Source organism: Nocardioides stalactiti (genome assembly GCF_014180715.1).
Classification (GTDB): Bacteria; Actinomycetota; Actinomycetes; order Propionibacteriales; family Nocardioidaceae; genus Nocardioides; species Nocardioides stalactiti.
In genome coordinates this window covers 1-21,180 of sequence record NZ_JACEFC010000054.1, presented here as the reverse complement: position 1 = coordinate 21,180, position 21,180 = coordinate 1, and the positions used below count along the sequence as shown (strand labels likewise).

Below are 21,180 nucleotides of genomic sequence, written 5' to 3'. Positions count from 1 at the left end.
CAGCCGGTCAGCGGCGTCCGAAGTCCTGGGTCCAGAACGGCAGGTTGTCGTTGTCGTACGCCAGGCCGATGCCGATGTGCTTGAAGCGACAGTTGAGAATGTTGCGGCGGTGGCCTTGACTGGCCATCCATCCGCGCACGACGGCCTCCGCAGTCGGGTAGCCGGACGCAATGTTTTCGCCGACCAGGGTCCAGTTGCGGTAGCCCGCACGGGTGATCCGGGTGCCGAGCCCCGCCTCGCCGGGCAGTTGATGCTGGAGGGCCTCGCGCCAACCGTGGTCGTCGGAGTAGTTCGCCATCTTCTTCGAGTGCTTTTGCGCCGCCTCGCCCAGGGAGGCGTTGGCGCGGAGGGCGCTGCAACCGCGCTTGTCGCGCTCAGCATTGGTGAGATCAATGACCTGCTGCTTCACACCGGCCCCACGGGCCGCGTCCACGCGGTCCGTGGGGCCGACCGAGACCGACGTCGCCGTCGGGGCCGGGGCGACCAGGACGGTCGCCGCGAGAAGGATGGACACTGCCCCCAGTGCACTACGCATGACCGCCAGTCTGGTCGCCTTTACCCGGGTCGTCAGGAAATCCCCGGAACTCACTTCGGGGCCAGCGTCTATCCTCGCGGGCGTGAGCATCCTCGACGACGCCCGCGCGGGCATGAACACCGACATCCGGCCGCAGGACGACCTCTTCGGCCACGTGAACGGCCGCTGGTTGGCGGAGACGGAGATCCCGTCCGACCGCTCGAGCTGGGGCCCCTTCGTGCAGCTCGCCGACGTCTGCGAGCAGCAGGTCCGCGACATCATCACCGAGCTCGCCGAGACCGGTGGCGAGGACGACAGCGCCCGCAAGATCGCCGACCTCTACAACTCGTTCATGGACACCGAGCGGATCGCAACCCTCGGGCTCGGCCCGGTCCGTGCGCTGCTCGAGGCCGCCAACGGGCTCCGCGACGTCCGCGACCTGGCGGCCTTCCTCGGCGAGTTCGAGCGGGTCGGCGGCTACGGCGTCTTCGGCTCCTACGTCGACACCGACGACCGCAACTCCGACCGCTACCTGTTCCACATCGTCCAGGGCGGCCTCGGGCTGCCCGACGAGAGCTACTACCGCGACGAGAAGTTCGCCGAGATCCGGGAGGCCTACGTCGCCTACCTCGCCCGGCTGCTGACCCTCGGTGAGCACCCCGACCCCGACGGTGCCGCCCAACGGATCCTCGAGCTCGACACCGCGCTCGCCGCGGGCCACTGGGAGCGCGCCGACACCCGCGACGTGCAGAAGACCTACAACCTGCGCAGCGTCGACGAGCTCAAGGCGATGTGCCCGGCGTTCGACTGGGATGCCTACGTCACCAACCTCGGCGGTCACCTGACGGGCGAGCACGCGACGATCGCGGAGGTCTGCGTCCGGCAGCCGTCGTACCTCTCCCACCTGTCGAACGTGCTGACCGAGACGCCGGTCGAGCGGTGGCGCGAGTGGATGTACAGCCGGGTGCTGCGCTCGGCTGCGCCGTACCTCCCCGACGAGTTCGTCGAGACCAACTTCGACTTCTACGGCCGGACCCTCTCCGGCACGCCGGAGCTGCGCGCCCGCTGGAAGCGGGCGGTCTCCTTCGTGGAGGGCGCGGTCGGCGAGGCCGTCGGCAAGGAGTACGTCGCCCGGCACTTCCCGCCGCGCTCCAAGGAGCTGATGGACGACCTGGTCGCCAACCTGCTCGCCGCCTACCGGGTCTCCATCGAGGCGCTCGACTGGATGACCGAGGAGACCAAGCAGCGGGCCTACGAGAAGCTCGCGACCTTCCGGCCCAAGATCGGCTACCCGGAGAAGTTCCGCGATTACGCGGGCCTGCCCGTCGTACCGCACGACCTCGTCGCCAACGCCCAGGCGTCGGCGGCGTTCGAGACCGACCGGCACCTCACCAAGATCGGGTCGCCGGTCGACCGCGACGAGTGGTTCATGCTGCCCCAGACGGTCAACGCCTACTACAACCCCGGTACCAACGAGATCTGCTTCCCCGCGGGGATCCTCCAGAAGCCGTTCTTCTCCCCGGACGCCCTCCCTGCCGAGAACTACGGCGGGATCGGCGCCGTCATCGGTCACGAGATCGGCCACGGCTTCGACGACCAGGGCGCGCAGTACGACGGCGCAGGCAACCTCAACGACTGGTGGACGCCGGACGACAAGGCGGCGTTCGAGGTGAAGTCCAAGACCCTCGTCGAGCAGTACGACGGTTTCGAGCCGCGCAACCTGCCGGGCGAGAAGGTCAACGGCTCGCTCACCGTCGGGGAGAACATCGGCGACCTCGGTGGTCTGACGATCGGGCACAAGGCGTTCGTCATCAGCGAGGACGGCTCCGCCTCGCTCGAGGACCGCCGCAAGCTGTTCATGAACTGGGCCTACGTGTGGCGCACGAAGCGTCGTGCCGAGCAGGAGCGCCAGTACCTCACCATCGACCCGCACAGCCCGCCGGAGTTCCGCGCCAACATCGTGCGCAACCTCGACGAGTTCCACGAGGTGTTCGAGACCGCCCCCGGCGACGGGCTGTGGCTCGAGCCGTCCGACCGCGTCCGGATCTGGTAGCCGGCCTACCAGGCCGGCAGACCGACGGGCGGCGACACACTCGGCCCCAAAAACTTGAGAGCCGCCGCAGGCGTCTCGGGTCACCTGCGGCGGCAAGAGAGAAGTTAGACCCTCCGGGGTGGGTGTGGCCACGGGATCTCGCAATCCTGGCGAAACTTTTACCATCGGGACGGCGACGGATCCGCTGTGGAGAAAGTCGGGTGCGTCGCTCGCTCCGTCGGGGGGCGCTGGTAGACACGACGTCATGACCGCAGCCACCGACGCCGGAGTCCGCAACCGCGCCGAGGAGCACCTGCGCGCCCTGGTCGGTCCTCGGGACGGCCACGGCGAAGCGACGCTGTACGACGACCAGTGGGCCGCGATCGAGGCGCTCGTCGTCTCCCGGCGCCGTGCGCTCGTCGTCCAGCGCACCGGGTGGGGCAAGTCGGCGGTCTACTTCGTCGCGACCCTGCTGCTGCGCGAGCAGGGGAGCGGGCCGACGGTCATCATCTCGCCGCTCCTGGCTCTGATGCGCAACCAGATCGCCGCGGCCGAGCGGGCCGGCATCCGCGCCGCCACGATCAACTCGACCAACGCCGGCGAGTGGGAACAGACCCACGCCGCGATCCAGCGGGGCGAGATCGACGTCCTGCTGGTCAGCCCCGAGCGGCTCAACAACCCGGGGTTCCGCGACGAGGTGCTGCCGCGGCTGGCGGCCACCTGTGGCCTGCTGGTCGTCGACGAGGCCCACTGCATCTCCGACTGGGGACACGACTTCCGCCCGGACTACCGGCGGATCCGCACGCTGCTCGCCGAGCTGCCCGACGGGATCCCGGTGCTGGCGACGACAGCGACCGCCAACCAGCGGGTCACCGACGATGTCGCCGAACAGCTCGGCGGCGAGGCGCTGGTGCTTCGCGGGAGCCTCGACCGGGAGACCCTCCGGCTCGGGGTCGTCCGGCTGACCACCGCGGAGCAGCGCCTGGCGTGGCTCGCCGACCACCTCGCCGAGCAGCCCGGCAGCGGCATCGTCTACTGCCTGACCGTCGCTGCCACCCAGCAGGTCGCCGACTACCTGCGCTCCCGCGGCCACCGCGTGGCGGCCTACTCCGGCCAGACCGAGCAGACCGAGCGGCTCGCGCTCGAGCAGGCGCTCATCGACGGCGAGGTCAAGGCGCTGGTCGCGACCAGCGCGCTCGGGATGGGCTTCGACGCCGCGCTCGGGTTCGTCGTCAACCTCGGGGCTCCGAGCTCGCCGGTGGCCTACTACCAGCAGGTGGGTCGAGCCGGGCGCGGCACGGTCGGGCCCGCCTCGGTGGTGCTGCTCCCCGCGATCGAGGACCGCGACATCTGGGCCTACTTCGCCTCGCTCGCCTTCCCGCGCGAGGAGCTGGTCCGCCAGACTCTCGGCGCCCTCGCGGAGGCCGGCGGCGCGATGAGCACCCCTGCTCTCGAGGCCCGGGTCGACCTCAGCCGCAACCGTCTCGAGACGATGCTCAAGGTCCTCGACGTCGACGGTGCCGTCCGGCGTGTCCGGGGCGGCTGGGAGCTCGAGCCCGGTGGTCAGGAGTGGAGCTACGACGCCGAGCGCTACCGCCGCGTCGCTGAGGCGCGCGAGCGCGAGCAGCAGGCGATGCTCGCCTACCTGTCGACCGGCGAGTGTCGGATGGGCTTCCTCCGCACCCAGCTCGACGACCCCGGTGCCGCCGACGGCTGGACGTGCGGCCGGTGCGACAACTGCGGCGGGCTCGATCTGCCCAGTGAGGTCTCCGCGGTCGCGGTCGCCGAGGCCGCCGACCGTCTGGCTCGGCCGGGCGTGCCGATCGAGCCCCGCAAGCTCTGGCCGACCGGACTCGCGGCCCTCGGCGTCGACCGCTCCGGGAAGCTGAAGCAGCCTGCCGGCGAGGGTCGTGCGATCGCCCGGCTGACCGACCTCGGCCACGGCAACGCCCTCCGCGACCTGTTCCGCGTCGGCGACGACGGCCCGCCGGAGACCGTCCCGGTGCCGCTGGTCCGCGCGCTCGTCGCGACGCTCGAGGACTGGCGCCCCGGCGCCGACGTCATCGTGGTCGCCGAGTCGGTGACCCGGTCGGCCCTCGTGGCGGACCTCGCGTCCGGCCTGTCCCGCTACCTCCGGGTCCCGGTCGTCGGCAGGTGGGCGGTCACGGACCCGGGTGTCGTGCCCGGCCAGGGCGCGACCAACTCGGCGCAGCGCGTCGCCGCCGTCCACCGCCGCCACGTCCTGCGCCTCGACGACCCGGAGGCGGTGCGCGGCCGTCGGGTGCTCCTCGTGGACGACCTCGTGGTCACCGGTTGGTCGCTCACCTGCGGCGCTGCGGCGTTGGCCGAGGCAGGGGCCGAGGCGGTGCTCCCGCTCACGCTCGCCGTGTCGGCCTGAGGGCTCACGTCCCCGGGTTCGGAGCCGCGGAGCCGTACCTTCGGCTCATGACCGAGGACGCTCCCTCCACTGGCACCCCGCAGGGTTCCGAACCGGCCGGCACGCCGGCCACCCCGGCCTGGTCGGCCCCGCCGCCCCCGCCTCCGCCGCCGACCCTGACCCCGTCGGACAGCTCGACGGGGCGTCCGCTCACCGAGGGACCGGCGCCTGCTCCGGCCGCTCCGGCCATGGAGACGACGATGGTGGGTGGCCCGCCTCCCGGCGGTACGGCGACCGGGGTCCTCGACCCGCCGCCGCCGACCCCGCCGGCCACCCCTGCCGCGGAGAAGCCGCGCCGTCCTGGGATGGGGCTGTTCCCGATCGTGGTCGGGGTCGGGCTGCTGGGCGCCGCGATCGTCCTGGAGAGCCTTCGCAGCCGCAAGGACAACAACGACATCGACTGGTCCAACTACTCGGTCGGCCTGGCCGCGACGGCTGCGCTGCTGCTGTTCGCCGTGCTGGCGCTGGCGCTCGGGAGCGGCCGCGGCCGCGAGGAGCTCGTCACCTGGCCCGGGGTCGCCGGCATCCTCGGTGCGGGCGCGATGCTCGGCGTCGGCCTGGAGGAGATCGAGGGGGGCGAGGACTGGCTGGCGTACCTCATCGGCGGCGTGGTCTTCGTGCTCGCGGCGATCGGTTACGCGGCGATCCGGCGCGGGGCCTTCGCGGTGACGGCCATCCTCGGTCTCGGCCTCGCCTACATCCAGCTCAGCGACGACGTCCTCGTCGACATCGGCGAGGACGACGACCAGGCGATCATCGCCGCGGCGACGGTCGCGGCGTTCGTCCTCGTCGTGACCGCGGTCGGCTGGTTGCTGCGCAGCCGGGCACTGACCGGGATCGTGGCGGGGGTCATCGGTCTCGTCGGGATCAACGTCGTGCTGCTGGTGGTCATCGTCTCGGGCGTGTTCGCCGGCATCTTCGGCGGCTACGACGACACCTACAGCGACACCGCCGGCACCTTCTACGTCGCCGAGGGCCCGCCCGACTACGACAACGACGTCTACGTCATCTTCGGCATCGCTGCCCTGCTCACGCTGCTGTGGGCCCTCGCGGCCGCACTCAACGGCAACCCGGGCTTCTCCGTGCTGGCGATCCTGATGCCCGCGACGGTCGTGCCGTCGGGGACGTTCGTGCTCGCCGTCGAGCACCCCACCTGGTGGGGCGGGGGGCTCGCCCTCGCCGGCGGTCTGCTGCTCGCGGCCGTGGGGCTCAAGCAGCTGCTGGGGCGCAAGCGCCAGACCTAGGAGGGCACGCGCACGGGAACGAACCGTCGGTCCCACGCGTTAGCGTCGAGTCCCGCCGGACGGACCACGTCCGGCGGTGCTTCGATCCTTGCTGGGAGGCCTGGGCTTGAGCTTCGTGCCCGTCACCGGTCCGGCCACGTTCACGCCGGCCGATCCGCCTCGCGACGGCACGATCGAGTTCACTGACGAGCACCGCACGATCACGCTGCCGATCCGGGCCGCGTTGCCGGTGCTCAGCCGGGCTCGGACGCAGCCGGACGCCCACCCGAGCGTCGCGCTGCTCGGTGGGGCCGCGCTGCTCGCCAGCCGGTTCGTCGCCGCCGGGAAGCTCGCGCCGACCGACGACGAGCGTCCGCGCTGGCGCATCGACGGGCTCGACGAGCGCGACCACGACAGCATCGGCCGGCTCGCTGCCGCGCGCGCCTACGACGCCCTCGACCCGGACGGCGCGGCCACCCTGGTGGCGCTGGTGCTGGACGCCGTGGCGGACGCGCTGCCGCGAGCGGCACCACGCAGGCCTGCCCGGCCGTCGGCCGCCGACCCTGCTGCGCCCGACCCTGCTGCGCCCGACCCTGCTGCGCCCGACCCTGCGACCCCCGAGCGAGCCGAACCCGCCGTCCCGCCGCCGCCCGCGCCGGACTTCGTCGACCGCGTCCGACGACGGGCCGAGGAGCGGGCGCGCGCGGAGCAGGCCGATCGGTTCGTCCTGCCCGAGCTGGTGCGGATCTCGTTGCGCGTCGAGGCGGACGAGGAGGAGCTCTCCGCGGGATCGGTGCGCGTCGTGCTCCAGGTCCACGACGAGCGCGACCCGCTCCACGTGCGCGACGCCGCTCTGCTCTGGACCGACGACGAGGAGGTCCACGGCTTCGGTCCGCGGGCGCGCGTCCACGCGAGCATCGCGCTCCGGGCGGCTGCGGAGGTGTGGCCGGTCCTCGACCGGCTGCTCGGGCTGTCGGTCCCCGACCAGCTCACCCTCGACGGCCCGGAGATCGGCAGCCTGCTCGAGCACGTCGGCGCGCTCCGCGACGAACGGGTCGACGTGCACTGGCCGCGGGCCCTGGGCCGCGACCTCACCACCCGCGCGGTGCTGGAACGCCGGCCCGGGCCGCGCAACGAGGAGCTGCCGCTCCAGGACAGCCCGTTCTCGGTCGACGGCCTGTTCGGGTTCTCCTGGCAGGTCGCCCTCCACGGCGAGCCGCTGACCGACGCCGAGATGGAGCAGCTGGCGACGGCCGCCGCGCCGGTCCTCAAGCTGCGGGGGGCGTGGACCGTCGTCGACCCCGCGACGGCGGCACGGGCCCGCAAGCGCCTCATCCGCAAGGCCACCGGCGCGCAGGCACTCGCCGCCGCCCTGACCGGGGTCGCCGAGCTCCCCGAGACGGGCGGCCCGGCGGCCGGAGCGACCGAGCAGGTCATCGTCGGTGCGTCCCTGCTGAAGGTGCGCGAGCAGCTCCTCGCTGCGCCGACCCGGGAGCCGCTGGCGGCCCCGGCGGGACTGCGGGCCGAGCTGCGCGACTACCAGCGGCACGGGCTGACCTGGCTGGCCGACCTCACGGCGCTCGGGCTGGGGGCGTGCCTCGCCGATGACATGGGGCTCGGCAAGACGATCACGCTCATCGCGCTGCACCTGCATCGGCTGGAGACCGGTCTCTCGGCCGGTGGCCCGACCCTCGTCGTGTGCCCCGCCAGCCTGCTCGGCAACTGGGAGGCCGAGATCGGGCGGTTCGCACCGGAGCTCGACGTCCGGCGGTTCCACGGGGGCGCCCGTTCGTTGTCCGGTCTCGGCGGCGGGTTCGTGCTGACGACGTACGGCACGATGCGGCGCGATCACGAGACCCTCGCCGCCGTCCCGTGGGACCTGGTGGTCGCCGACGAGGCGCAGCACGTCAAGAACTCGCGGTCCTCCACTGCGCGCCACCTGCGCCAGATCCCGAGCCGCGCTCGCGTCGCGCTGACCGGCACCCCGGTCGAGAACGACCTCACCGAGCTCTGGTCGATCCTCGACTGGGCCATCCCGGGGCTCCTCGGCAGTCGCCAGGCGTTCCGTCGGGTGTGGGGGGCGCCGATCGAGTCGGGCGCCGAGCCCACCAAGGCCCGCCAGTTCGCCGACCTGATCGGGCCGTTCCTGCTGCGCCGCCGCAAGTCCGACCCCGGCATCGCCCCCGAGCTGCCGCCCAAGACCGAGACCGACCACCTGCTCGGGCTCACCCGCGAGCAGGCCGTCCTCTACGAGGCGTTCGTCCGCGACACGATGGCCCGGATCGAGAACGCCGACGAGCACACCCGGCGGGGTCTGGTGCTCGCCCTCCTCACCGGGCTCAAGCAGATCTGCAACCACCCGGCCCAGTTCCTCAAGCAGTCCGGTGCGACCCGGCTGACCGGCCGCTCGGAGAAGCTCGAGCTCCTCGACGAGCTGCTCACCACGGTCGTGGCCGAGGAGGGAGCGGTGCTGGTCTTCACCCAGTACGTCGCGATGGCGCGGCTGATCGAGCAGCACCTCACGGCGACGGGGGTGAGCCACCAGTTCCTCCACGGCGGGACTCCGGTCAGCGCACGGGAGTCGATGGTCGCCCGGTTCCAGTCCGGTGAGGTGCCAGTGTTCCTGCTCAGCCTCAAGGCCGGCGGCACCGGGCTCAACCTGACCCGGGCCGACCACGTCGTCCACGTCGACCGCTGGTGGAACCCCGCGGTGGAGGAGCAGGCCACCGACCGGGCCTACCGGATCGGCCAGACCAAGCCGGTCCAGGTGCACCGGATGGTCACCCGCGGGACCATCGAGGAGCGGGTCGCGGCGCTCCTCGACCGCAAGCGTGCCCTCGCCGACGCGGTGCTCGCGCGGGGCGAGGCCGCCCTCACCGAGCTCAGCAACGAGGATCTCCGCGACCTGGTGTCCCTGCGCCAGGAGGTTCGTCGCGAGGCCTACCTCGCCGAGCTCGAGAAGGACGACTGACGTGGCCGGCCCCCGGGTGACCCACGGCCGCCTCGCGGTGCCGCGCACCGGGGTGCGGTCGTGGTGGGGCAAGGCCTGGCAGCGCGCCGTCGAGGAGGCGGCCTACGTCGAGCAGGACCTGCGCGCCGGGAAGGCGCTGGCCCGGCGGGCCGAGGTCGGCGGCATCAGCGTCGCCGCCGGGTCGCTGCTGGCTGCGGTCCGCGAGGGCGACGACGCGTGGACCGTCGAGGTGGCGGTGCCGGTGCTCTCCGACGACGAACGGCGCGCGCTCGTCGACGTCGTGGCGGCCGAGGCCGGTCGGATCGCGGCGCTCCTCGCCGGCGAGCTGGGGCACGAGCTGGTCGAGCACGCCGAGGAGGCCGGCGTCGAGCTGCTGCCCTACGGCGGCGAGCTCGCCGCGACCTGTACCTGCGACGCCTACCTCGACCCGTGCCGTCACGCGATCGCGATGCTCGTGCAGACCGGCTGGTTGGTCGACGCCGACCCGCTGGTCCTGTTCGCGGTCCGCGGTCTCGACCGGGAGTCCCTCCTCGCGGCGCTCCACGAACGGTCCACGGGCGCGACCTCGTCGGGGTCGATCGGCGTCGCCGACCTCGCCGACGACGTCGAGGTCGCGGCGGACGCGATGCTGCGGGCCCAGCGCCTGGTGGCGCTGATGGAGGCCGGGGCCGAGCTGCCCGAGGACCTGTTCTAGATCGACCTCAGATCGACTGAAGATCGACTTCAGATCGACGTGGCCGGCGGGTCGACGAAGATGTCGTACTCGAGCCGGCCGGTGCCGCCGTACGGGCTGAGGTCGGTGACGCCCGCCTCACGCAGGACCTCGACGTCGAGGAAGGTGTTGCCGGTGCAGTCCCGCGACGGCCGGCTGAGGATCTCCAGGGCGGCGTCGGCGACGATCTCGGGGGTCCGTGCCTTGGCCATGACGTCGTCGCCGCCGAGCAGGTTCTGCACCGCAGCGGTCGCGATCATGGTCTCGGGCCAGAGGCAGTTGGCGGCGACGCCGTGCTCGGCGTACTCGGCGGCCCAGCTGAGGGTGAGCAGGGACATCCCGTACTTCGCGAGGGTGTAGGCCGGGTGCGCGCCGAGCCAGTGGGGCGCCAGGTTGATCGGCGGTGACAGCGACAGCACGTGCGGGTTGGTGCCTTCCCGCAGGTACGGCAGGCACGCGCCGGTGAGCAGGTAGGTGCCGCGGAGCTGGATCGACGACATCAGGTCGAAGCGCTTGACCGGGAGCTCCTCGGTCGGGGCGAGCGCGATGGCCGAGGCGTTGTTGACGCAGATGTCGATGCCGCCGAAGCGGTCGACGGCTCGGGCCACAGCGTTGGCCACGGAGTCCTCGTCGCGGACGTCGCCGACGACGGCGAGCGCCTGGCCGCCGGCGGCCTCGATCTCGGCGGCGGCGGTGTGGATGGTCCCGGGCAGGCGGGGGTCGGGGACGTCGGTCTTGGCGAGCAGGACGACGTTGGCGCCGCGGCGCGCGGCGGCGACACCGATCGCGAGCCCGATGCCGCGGCTGCCGCCGGACATGATCATGGTGCGGCCGGCGAGCGACTTCTCAGTGGTCATGCCTCCGGACGTTACGGATCTAGGACGATCGCGACAAGAATGTTAGACGTAGATCACAACGGTTCTGCTGCGACTGTCGACATTGCGTAACATGGGTCTCGATGCCGACCTTGAAGCCAGTCTCCGCCCGCTCCACGCTCCTCAGCCTGCTGCTGGGGGCCGACGAGTCGTTCCTGTCTCCGCGGGACCTGGTCGCGGCTGCCGGTGCCGTGGGCGTCGCCGAGCCGACCGTGCGGGTCGCCCTGTCACGGATGACGTCGACGGGTGACGTCGTCCGCGACGACGACGGCCGCTACGGCCTGTCGGCACGGCTGCTGGCCCGCCAGCGGCGGCAGGAGGACTCGATCCGGCCGCGGACCGTGGCCTGGCGCGGACGCTGGGAGATGGTCGTCGTGACCGCGAGCGGCCGCTCCGCTGCCGAGCGGGCCGACCTGCGCACGGCGCTGACCGACCTGCGTCTCGCCGAGCTCCGCGAGGGGGTGTGGACCCGGCCGGCGAACCTGCGCCTCGCGCTGCCCGAGGACGTCGCGACCGGGGTCGAGCGGTTCGTCGCGAGCCCGGCGGCCGACGCGGCCGAGCTCGCCGCTCGGCTGTGGGACCTGGCCGGTTGGTCCCAGCGCGCCCGGGCGCTCCTGGCCGCCACCCGGACCGCCGACACCGTCGAGCGCTTCACCGCCTGTGTCACCTCGGTGAGCCACCTGCTCAAGGACCCGCTCCTGCCTGTCGAGCTGCTGCCCGCTGACTGGCCTGGCGACGAGCTGCGTGAGGCGCACCTCGCCTCCCGGACCTGGATCAACGAGCTGCGGCGCGGCGCGACATCCGGTGCCGGTTCGACGGCGTCCTCCGCGGGCTGAGGAGCGACGCGCTCAAATCCCTAAGCACGTCGGCATTCCGGGGAGGTCCTGGCACGGCCGCTCCTACGCTGAGGTGGTGTGGAGACCTGTTGACCCCCGACGCCGACGGCGCCGGACGCCGGAAGCCTGAGTCGAGCGATGGACGCTATGGGGGGGTCGTCCGAGACTCAGGGTGACGAGGGAAGGCCGGCGTTCTTCGTCGGTCGCTTCCGGCTGGGCACGCTGCTCAAGAGCGGCAACGGTGTGGACACCCATCTGGCCCGGGACGTGGACAGCGGCGACGACGTCGTGGTCAAGATCATCGACGCCTCGGTCGTCCACGCGGCGGCGCGGCTGCGCTTCGAGCACGAGACCCTCGTGCTCCGCGAGCTCACGGGGACCGGTCTCGTCGAGCTGCACGCCTCGGGCACGGTCGGCGACCGGCTCTACCTGGTGCAGCCCTTCGTCCCGGGACGCACCTTGGAGGCGGTCCTCCGCGACGGACCGTTGCCGGTCGGGTCGGTGCTGCGCATCGGCATCGAGATCGCCCAGGCGCTGAGCGTCGCGCACGGGGCCGGCGTCGTGCACCGGGACGTGAAGCCCGCCAACGTCGTCATCGACGGGACGGACCCGGTCGCGGTGACGCTCGTCGACTTCGGCTTCGCGCGCAGCGCCCTGCTCGACGAGTCCGTCCGCGAGGACCTGGTGGGCACGGTGCGCTACCTGGCGCCGGAGGCGGCCGGCCTGCTCTCCGTCACCCCGGACGAGCGCTCGGACCTCTACGCCGTCGGCATCCTGCTCTTCGAGTGCCTCGTCGGGGCGCCGCCGTTTCCCGGTCCCGGCGTCAGCGACCTGCTCCGGCAGCACCTGTCGATGGCTGCGCCGGCTGCGCACGACCTCCGACCGGACGTACCGCGCGCCCTCGACGCCGTGCTCCAGCGACTGCTGCGCAAGGACCCCGTCGACCGCTACCAGTCCGCCTCCGCTGTCGCCCACGACCTCGAGGCGCTGCGATCCGCGCTGGCGGCGGGCGACCCTGATCCGCGACTCACCGTCGGCCGGGTCGACCATCGCCAGCACCTCACCGACCCGGCGTTCGTCGGTCGCGAGGCAGAGCTCGAGAGCCTCCAGACGGTCCTGACCCGGATCGGGGAGGGCGGGAGCGGACTGGTGCTGCTCGACGCCGAGTCCGGCGGCGGGAAGAGCAGGCTCCTCGCCGAGCTCGCGTCGCAGGCCGTCGGCCTCGGGGTCACCGTGCTGCACGGGCAGGGGATCCGGGACGGGGTCCAGCTGCCGTTCACCCTGATCCAGGGGGTCGCCCGCGACCTCGCCGGCCGCGACGACGCCGAAGCCCTCCGGGTCGGCCTGCGGGCACGGCTCGGAGACAGTGCCGAGGTCACGGCGAACGTGCTGGGGGCCCTGCGTCCGATGCTCGGCGTGGCCGACGACGCAGTGGGGCTCGAGGCCTTCGGGCCCGACGCGTTCGGTGAGGAACGCAGCCTGGTCGCGCTGCGCCAGTTCCTCGCCGCGATCGCGACTCCGGACAACCCGGTCCTGCTGGTGCTCGACGACTGCCAGTGGGCCGACGCCCTCACCGTCCGGCTGCTCACCCAGGCGTTCGCCGCCGACGTCGACCTGCCGGCGTACCTCGGGGTCGTCGCATCCTTCCGGTCCGAGGAGGTCGGCCCGGAAGACCCGTTGCGGACCATCGCGACCGCACAGGCACTGCACCTCGGCCGGCTGTCGGACCGCGCCATGACCTTGCTGGCCGAGTCGATGGCCGGACCGCTGCCGGACCAGGCGGTCGCGATCGTGACCCGCCTGGCGGACGGCAGCCCGTTCATGGGTGCCGCAGTGCTGCGGGGCCTGGTCGAGTGCGGGGCGCTCACCGCCAGCCCCGGGGGCTGGCTGGTCGACGAGACCGCGCTGGCCGAGGTCCAGACCGAGCGCCGGTCGGCCGCCGTCCTCGTCCGTCGGCTCGACCTGCTTCCCGAGGGGGTGCTGCGCGCCCTCTCCGTCGGTGCCGTCCTGGGCAAGGAGTTCGACATCGTGCAGGCCGTCGAGCTCGCGGGTCAGAGCGAGCTGGCAGCGCCGATCCTGGAGGAGTCGCTCCGTCGGCGCCTGCTCTGGGTCGACCCGCGCACCGGCCGCTGCACCTTCTTCCATGACCGGATCCGCGAGGCGCTCCTGGACCGGCTCGACACCGAGACCCGCGAGCACCTGCACAGTCGGATCGCCGACGCGCTGCTGCTGGGCGCCGTCGACGACGCCGAGGTCTTCGACGTGGCGTACCACCTCGACGCGGCTCACCGGCACGCCGACGCGCTGCCCCACGCGCTGCGGGCCGCCGAGGTGGCCCGGGCGCAGTACGGCCTCGACTCCGCGCTCGCGCACTACCGGATGGCCGAGCGCGGGGCGGAACCGCGCGACCGCGCGACCCGAGCCGTGATCGCGACCGGGATGGGTGACGTGCTGACCCTCCGTGGGGCGTACGCCGACGCGAAGTCGGCGCTGGTGCGGGCACGGGACCTGGTCGAGGACCCGATGGCGAAGGCGTCGCTGGACGAGAAGCTCGGTGGCCTGGCGTTCAAGCAGGGTGACCTTCCGACCGCCCGCCGTCACCTCGAAGGTGCCATGGCGCAGCTCGGCCGGCCGGTGCCCACGAGGGCGCCGATGGTGGTGCTCCGCCTGGTCTGGGAGCTCATCGTCCAGGTGTGTCACAGCTGGCTCCCGACGCTGACCACCGGCCGCCGCTCACCTGTGGGACGTGACGAGGACTTCCTCGCCATGCGCATCCACAGCCGCCTGGCCTACGTCTACTGGTTCTCCAGTGGGACGTTCATGTGTGCCTGGAGCCACTTCCGAGGTCTCAACCTCGCTGAGCGCTACCCGCCGAGCGCCGAGCTCGGGCAGGCCTGTTCCGAGCACGCGCCGGTGATGACGATGGTGCCGTGGTTCGGCAGGTCGCTGCGCTACGCCCAGCGTTCCCTGGAGATCCGGCGTGCGCGCAACGACCCGTGGGGCCAGGGGCAGAGCCTGGGCTTCGCCGGGGTGACGCTCTATGCAGCCTCCCGCTTCGAGGAGGGTGTCGATGCCTGTCGCGAGGCGATCCGGCTGCTCGAGTCGACCGGTGACCAGTGGGAGGTCAACACCGCCAGCTGGAACCTGGCGATGTGCCTCTACCGCCAAGGGAAGCTGGACGCCGCCGTCGAGGTGGCGCGGTCGACGTACGAGTCCGCGATGGCCATCGGGGACGAGACCTCGGCCGGTGTGGCGCTGTCGGTGTGGACCCGCGCGAGCGGTGGCCGGGTCGACTCAACGCTGATCGAGGCCGAGCTCGCCCGGGGGAGTGCCGACCTCAGCACGACGGCCGAGCTCCACTTCGCCGCAGCGGTCTGCGCGATCCGGGAGGGGGACCTCGTCCGCGCCGCCCGCGAGGGCTCCGCGGCCGCGGGAGTCGTCCGCGCCGGCGGGCTCCGTCAGGAGTACGCCGCTCCGATCGCGTCGTGGAACGCCACCATCGCCCGACTCGTCCTCGAGGCCACCTCGCCGTACGACGGCGCCGGTCGCGCACAGCTCCTGCGGGCCTATCGCCGTGCTGTCCGACGGGCCCGGCTCTGGTCGTTCAGCTATCGCAACAACGCGCCGCACACCCTGCGGGAGGCGGGTCTCCTGGCCGGCCTCCGTGGCCGGCACCGCGCCTCCCTCCGGCTGCTCGACCGCAGCATCGCTGTCGCGGAGGATCAGGGGGCCACCTACGAGGCCGCACTCAGCCGCCAGGCCCGGTCCCGCGTGGTGGCGGCGCGCGGGGGCGACGAACGCTCGGTGGTCGAGGCGACCGAGGTGGTGCTCGCGCTCGAACGGCTCCTCGAACCGCGCCCCGCGGAGGAGGAGTCGGACCCGACCGTGTCCTTGTTCGACCGCTTCGCCACCTTGCTCAGCGTCGGACGGGAGATCGCCGCTGCGCCGTCGACCGCGTCGTTGGAGGCGGTGGTGCGACAGGCCGCGCTGACGCTGCTGCGGGCCGAGCGCTGCGACATCGTGAGCGTGGCGGACGTGCGCAACCAGAAGCTGGTGACGGTCTCCGGCGAGCGCGCCGACGCGATCAGCCACACCCTGGTCACCCGGGCGATCGAGACCGGCGCCCCGGTCTCGGCCGGGGACCTCAGCGGGGACGGGTCCGAGAGCATGTTGCTCTCGGAGATCCGGTCCGCGCTCGCCGCTCCGATCATGGTCGACGGCAAGGCGCTGTGGTGCCTCTACGTCACCCACAGCCAGCTCGGGGCCCTCTTCGGCGAGGAGGAGCTCCAGCTCGCGAGCTTCGTCGCCACCCTGGCCGGGGCGGCGTTCGAGCACCTCGCCGGGACGGAGGCGCGGTTCCGGACCATCGGGCAGAACTCCAGCGACGTGCTCACCCTGGTGGACCGCGACGGCGTCGTCACCTACCAGAGCTCCGCCGCGTCTCGAGTCTTCGCGCTCCCCGCGGTGGGGATCGTCGGTCGGCCGATCCGCGACTGGGTGCACCCGGGTGACCGCGCGCTCTTCGACGATGCCCTGGCGCGTGCGATCCGCGAGGACCAGTACCGGGTCGAGTGTCGTCTGATGCAGACCGACGGGTCCTTCCGTCATGCCGAGACCTCCATCACCCACCTGCTCGACGACCCGGCCGTCGAGGCGCTGGTCCTCCACACGCACGACGTGACCGAGCGTCGGCGCCTCGAGGACGAGCTCCGGGAGCGGGCCCTGTCCGACGAGCTGACCGGCCTGCCCAACCGGGTGCTCTTCCTCGAGCGGACCCGCCACGCGCTCGACCGCCGGGAGGCCCAGTCGTTGGTGGTGTGCTTCCTCGACCTCGACGACTTCAAGGCCGTCAACGACGCGCACGGGCACGGCGCGGGCGACAAGCTCCTCCGGGCGATCGGCGAGCGGCTCACCGACGCGGTCCGCCCGGGCGACACCGTGGCCCGCTTCGGAGGCGACGAGTTCGCGCTGCTGCTGGAGGACACCGACCTGGAGGCCGCGGTACCCGTCGTCGAGCGGCTCTTGGAGGCGATCAACCAACCGGTCGACATCGGGGACATCGAGGTCGTCATCCACGCCAGCGTCGGGCTCGCGGAGTCCAACGAGTGGCACCGCGACACCGACGGCCTGCTGGCCGAGGCCGATGCCGCGATGTACGCGGCCAAGGGGCGCGGCAGCAACGGCTACGAGGCGTTCCGCACCGAGATGCGGCTCGAGGCCGAGTCGCGCTCGCGGGTCCGCACCGACCTCGACCTGGCGCTGGCCCAGGACGAGTTCTGGATGCACTACCAGCCGATCGTCGACCTCCGGACCGATGAGCGTCTCGGTGTCGAGGCCCTCATCCGCTGGCTCCACCCGCAACGGGGGTTGCTGACGCCGGCCGACTTCATCGACCAGGCCGAGACGAGCGGCCAGATCGGGGCCATCGGCGAGTGGGCCCTGCGGGCCGCGTGCCAGGCGACCGCGGGGCTGGCGACCGACGTCTACATGAGCGTCAACATCTCGGCGCGCCAGCTGCGCCAACCGGGCTTGGTCGACGTGGTCGGTCAGGCGCTCGCTGCCTCGGGCCTCGCCGCGGGGCGTCTGGTCCTCGAGATCACCGAGACCGCGACGGTGGGGGACCTGGCCGGTGCCACCGCTCGGCTCAAGGAGCTCAAGGCCCTCGGCGTGCAGCTGGCGCTGGACGATTTCGGCACCGGCTACGCCCCGCTGACCTACCTACGGAGCTTCCCGGTCGACATCCTCAAGATCGACCGGTCCTTCGTGCGCAACGTCGAGCACAGCCACGAGGACCGGGCGATCGTCCGCGGCGTCATCGACATCGCGCACCACCTCGGGCTGCGCACCGTGGCGGAGGGCATCGAGCGCCCGCGCCAGCTCGAGATCATGCGTGACCTGGGTTGCAGCTCCGGCCAGGGCTACCTGTGGACGCGGCCGATCCCGATCGACGAGCTCGAGCCGACCCTGGCCGGCCAGGGCGCGGGGGTCGTCACCCAGGAGCAGTCGTGGTGGTGAGGGCCATCGACCGCAGCTCGACCTGGTAGGCCGCGTAGGCCGCCCGCAGGTCGGAGCCCGGCCAGCCCCTCGGGAGCAGCTCGCGGGGCAGCAGTGGATCGGCGGTGAGGTGCCGGACCACGTGTGCCGCGACGGCCAGGCGCGCGGCCGGCTCGTGGGTCGACGCGATCCGTTCGAGCAGCCGGTGGCCGTCAGCCGCCCACCCGGCGAGGTCCCACAGGTCGGCGGCGAGCCGGGCGGGGTCGTCGTCGGGTCGCGCGTGGAAGGTCGCCAGCACCGGGTCGCCGTACGACGCCTGGCGGCGCAGGTTGGCCGGCCGGGTCCACACGCCCTCGCGGAGCTCGGCGAGGCGGGCCTGCGCGAGCGTCTCGCGCAGTGCGGCCCGCTCGCTGCCCGAGCGTCCTGACACCACGATGACCGCCATCTCCCAGGTGCCGTCCCAGGCGGTCCCGGCGTCCTCGACGGCCTCGTCCTGGCGCCGTTGCCGGGCCACCAGCCGCTCGCCCAGGACGTAGTCGCCGTCGACCCGGACCAGGTCGCCGGCGGCGACCGCGCGGGTCAGCGCCACCCGCAGGGTGGCAGCCGGGATCCCGAAGTGCTCGCCGGCACTGGTCACCTGGGCGGGCGTCATCCGGTCGGGGTGCGAGCCGAGGAGCAGGGACAGGACGACCGACCGCGCGGGGAGCGGCTTGAGGTCGTCAGCGGGCACGGGACGACCCTCTCATGCTACAGATCTAGACACAACTGTGGGTGAATCTGTAACGTCACCACCATGACCGACGCAGCGCCGTGGCGGCGCCCCGCGCACGAGGGACCCGACTCGCCGTACGTCGGCATCCCGGAGGACGACGGTCCGGCGGACTACCGGACGCTCACCTACGAGGTCGATGGTCGGGTCGCCCGGCTGACGTTCGACCGGCCCGAGCACGGCAACGCCATCACCGCAGACACGCCCTTCGAGATCGCTGCGGCCGTCGAGCGCGCCGACCGCGACCCGCGCGTCCACGTGATCGTGGTGAGCGGTCGGGGCAAGGGCTTCTGCGGCGGCTACGACCTCGGGGCGTTCGCCGAGCAGGCGATCCCCAACCACGACCCGTCGAAGCAGTGGGACCCGATGGTCGACTACGCGATGATGAGCCGCTTCACCCGCGGCTACGCGTCGTTGCTCCACGCCAACAAGCCGACCGTGGCGAAGATCCACGGGTTCTGCGTGGCCGGCGGCACCGACATCGCCTTGCACTGCGACCAGATCGTCATCGCCGCCGACGCCAAGATCGGCTATCCGCCCACCCGGGTGTGGGGCGTGCCGAGCGCCGGGATGTGGGCGCACCGGCTGGGCGACCAGAAGGCCAAGCGGCTGCTGCTCACCGGCGACTGCCTGTCCGGGCGTGAGGCTGCCGAGTGGGGCCTGGCGATCGAGGCGCCCGAGCCTGAGGACCTCGACGAGCGCACCGAGATCCTGGTGCAGCGGATCGCCGCCATGCCGCTCAACCAGCTGATGATGGTCAAGCTCGCCCTCAACTCCGCGCTGCTCGCCCAGGGCGTGCAGAACAGCCAGATGATCAGCACCGTCTTCGACGGGATCTCGCGGCACACCCGCGAGGGCTACTCCTTCGCCGAACGCTCGATGGAGGTCGGCTTCAAGCAGGCGGTCCAGGAGCGCGACGCCGCGCCGTACGACGACTTCGGTCCTTCGACCAACAAGGGATGAGACATGACGAGCACGCATGAGGTCTTCAACCAGGTCCCGCCGCTGGTGGGCCACAACACCGCGGCCGACGCGGCGCTCCGCGAGGGCGTCGAGCGCGAGGGCGCCGGCTGGGCGCTGCCTGAGATCGACGAGCTCGGACGTCTGGCCGGGTCCGCCGAGGCGCAGGCGATGGGTCGGCTCGCCGAGCGGGTCCCGCCGCGGCTGCTGACGCACGACCGCTACGGTCACCGCGTCGACGAGGTCGAGTACGTGCCGGCGTACCACCAGCTGATGTCGACGGCGGTGGGCCACGGCCTGCACGGTGCGCCGTGGGCGGACGACCGTCCGGGCGCGCACGTCGCCCGCGCCGCGAAGTTCATGGTGTGGTCGGTCGACGCGGGACACGGGTGCCCGATCTCGATGACCTACGCCGTCGTACCGGCCCTGCGGGCGAACCCCGAGCTGGCCGCTCAGTTCGAGCCGCTGCTGACCAACCGCGTCTACGACTTCGGACTGCGTGACCCTGCCACCAAGCAGGGGCTGATCGCCGGGATGTCGATGACGGAGAAGCAGGGTGGGTCCGACGTCCGGACCAACACGACGACCGCGACCCGCCAGGCGGACGGTACCTACGTGCTGCGCGGTCACAAGTGGTTCACGTCGGCGCCGATGTCCGACCTGTTCCTGACCCTCGCCCAGACCGACGCGGGCGTGACCTGCTTCCTGGTGCCGCGGGTCCTCCCGGGTGGCGACGCCAACGCGATGCGGTTCGTCCGGCTCAAGGACAAGCTCGGCAACAGGTCCAACGCGTCCTCGGAGATCGAGTACGACGCCGCGGTCGGATGGCTCGTCGGCGAGGAGGGCCGCGGCGTCCGGACCATCGTCGAGATGGTCAACATGACCCGGCTCGACTGCGTCATCGGCTCCTCGGCCGGCATGCGGACCGCGTTGGCCATGGCCGCCCACCACGCCCGGCACCGCTCGGCGTTCGGCAAGCTGCTGGTGGACCAGCCGTCGATGCGCAACGTCCTCGCCGACCTCCAGGTCGAGTCCGAGGCCGCGACCACCGCCATGCTGCGGCTCGCCGGGGCCAACGACAGGGCGATCCGTGGCGACGAGGGCGAGGCGGCGATGCGCCGGATCGCGCTGGCCGCGACGAAGTACTACGTCTGCAAACGGGCTCCGATCGCGGCCGGCGAGGCGCTCGAGTGCCTCGGTGGCAACGGCTACATCGAGGACTTCGACCTGGCCCGCATCTATCGCGAGCTTCCGCTCCTCTCCATCTGGGAGGGGTCGGGCAATGTCGCCGCGCTCGACGCGCTGCGGGCGATCGCCCGCGAGCCGCACACGCTCGACGCCTTCTTCGAGGAGGTCTCGTTGGCCTCGGGTGCCGACGCGCGGTTCGACGAGTCGCTGGCCAGGCTGCAGAAGGAGTTCACCTCCTTCGACGACATCGAGCTGCGGGCACGCCGGATCGTCGAGCAGCTCGCGCTCGTCTTCCAGGGCTCGCTGCTCCTCCGCCACGCACCGTCGGCGGTGGCGGATGCGTTCTGTGCGACCCGGTTGGCTCGGGACTGGGGCGGTGCGTTCGGCACCCTCCCGACGGGGATCGACCTGGCCCCGATCCTGGAGCGCACCGAGACCGGGTTCGGCGGATGAGCGTCTCGGCCGAGCGCCGTGGCCCCGTCACCGTCGTCACGATCGACCGGCCCGACGTCCGCAACGCGGTCGACACCGAGCACGCGCAGGCGCTCTACGACGCGTTCCTCGCGTTCGATGCGGACCCGTCGGCGTCGGTCGCCGTCCTGACCGGGGCCGGCGGCACCTTCTGCGCCGGCGCCGACCTCAAGGCGGTGTCGGCCGGCACCATGAAGG

At 72.4% G+C, this 21,180-nt stretch carries 13 protein-coding genes; 10 read left to right on the top strand and 3 right to left on the bottom strand.

What is annotated here, in order from left to right:
• Positions 1 to 7: 7 nt before the first annotated feature.
• Positions 8 to 535, bottom strand: coding sequence for a CAP domain-containing protein (locus tag H0487_RS12320; protein ID WP_183094530.1), 528 nt, complete (start codon positions 533 to 535; stop codon positions 8 to 10).
• Positions 536 to 617: 82 nt separating this feature from the next.
• On the opposite strand from H0487_RS12320, the gene H0487_RS12315 reads away from it, so the two are divergent.
• The 5 genes from H0487_RS12315 to H0487_RS24305 all read left to right on the top strand — a co-directional run bounded on the left by H0487_RS12315 (position 618) and on the right by H0487_RS24305 (position 9,871).
• A complete protein-coding gene (locus tag H0487_RS12315; protein ID WP_312855923.1) occupies positions 618 to 2,567 on the top strand; it encodes a M13 family metallopeptidase in 1,950 nt (649 codons plus the stop codon).
• Between the two features lie 244 nt (positions 2,568 to 2,811).
• Complete coding sequence (locus tag H0487_RS12310) at positions 2,812 to 4,944, top strand: RecQ family ATP-dependent DNA helicase (protein WP_183094529.1); 2,133 nt, start codon at positions 2,812 to 2,814, stop codon at positions 4,942 to 4,944.
• A 47-nt stretch (positions 4,945 to 4,991) separates the two neighbouring features.
• The gene (locus H0487_RS12305) at positions 4,992 to 6,227 is read left to right on the top strand and encodes a hypothetical protein (protein ID WP_183094528.1); all 1,236 of its coding nucleotides are present in this window, start codon (positions 4,992 to 4,994) and stop codon (positions 6,225 to 6,227) included.
• Positions 6,228 to 6,342: 115 nt separating this feature from the next.
• Positions 6,343 to 9,177: a DEAD/DEAH box helicase gene (locus H0487_RS12300; protein ID WP_312855925.1), complete on the top strand. Its 2,835-nt coding sequence runs from the start codon at positions 6,343 to 6,345 to the stop codon at positions 9,175 to 9,177.
• 1 nt (position 9,178) lies between these two features.
• Positions 9,179 to 9,871: an SWIM zinc finger family protein gene (locus tag H0487_RS24305; RefSeq protein ID WP_183094526.1), complete on the top strand. Its 693-nt coding sequence runs from the start codon at positions 9,179 to 9,181 to the stop codon at positions 9,869 to 9,871.
• A 29-nt stretch (positions 9,872 to 9,900) separates the two neighbouring features.
• Here H0487_RS24305 and H0487_RS12290 read toward each other — a convergent pair whose 3' ends face one another.
• On the bottom strand, positions 9,901 to 10,746 hold the full coding sequence (locus H0487_RS12290; RefSeq protein WP_183094525.1) for an SDR family oxidoreductase: 846 nt from the start codon (positions 10,744 to 10,746) through the stop codon (positions 9,901 to 9,903).
• Positions 10,747 to 10,847: 101 nt separating this feature from the next.
• On the opposite strand from H0487_RS12290, the gene H0487_RS12285 reads away from it, so the two are divergent.
• On the top strand, positions 10,848 to 11,600 hold the full coding sequence (locus tag H0487_RS12285) for a PaaX family transcriptional regulator C-terminal domain-containing protein (RefSeq protein WP_183094524.1): 753 nt from the start codon (positions 10,848 to 10,850) through the stop codon (positions 11,598 to 11,600).
• Positions 11,601 to 11,747: 147 nt separating this feature from the next.
• The gene (locus H0487_RS12280) at positions 11,748 to 17,615 is read left to right on the top strand and encodes an EAL domain-containing protein (protein ID WP_183094523.1); all 5,868 of its coding nucleotides are present in this window, start codon (positions 11,748 to 11,750) and stop codon (positions 17,613 to 17,615) included.
• Here H0487_RS12280 and H0487_RS12275 read toward each other — a convergent pair.
• Entirely contained in the window at positions 17,590 to 18,324 is a 735-nt protein-coding gene (locus H0487_RS12275; RefSeq protein WP_312855922.1) for a PaaX family transcriptional regulator C-terminal domain-containing protein, read from the bottom strand. The genes H0487_RS12280 and H0487_RS12275 overlap by 26 nt on opposite strands.
• 63 nt (positions 18,325 to 18,387) lie before the next feature.
• Between H0487_RS12275 and H0487_RS12270 the strand changes: the two genes are divergently transcribed.
• The 3 genes from H0487_RS12270 to H0487_RS12260 form a co-directional block, all read left to right on the top strand.
• Positions 18,388 to 19,326 (top strand): crotonase/enoyl-CoA hydratase family protein, encoded by a 939-nt coding sequence (locus H0487_RS12270; RefSeq protein ID WP_183094522.1) that lies wholly within the window; start codon positions 18,388 to 18,390, stop codon positions 19,324 to 19,326.
• 3 nt (positions 19,327 to 19,329) lie between these two features.
• Complete coding sequence (locus tag H0487_RS12265; RefSeq protein ID WP_183094521.1) at positions 19,330 to 20,964, top strand: acyl-CoA dehydrogenase family protein; 1,635 nt, start codon at positions 19,330 to 19,332, stop codon at positions 20,962 to 20,964.
• A partial coding sequence (locus tag H0487_RS12260; RefSeq protein WP_183094520.1) for an enoyl-CoA hydratase-related protein occupies positions 20,961 to 21,180 on the top strand: 220 nt, incomplete at its 3' end. The genes H0487_RS12265 and H0487_RS12260, both read left to right, overlap by 4 nt.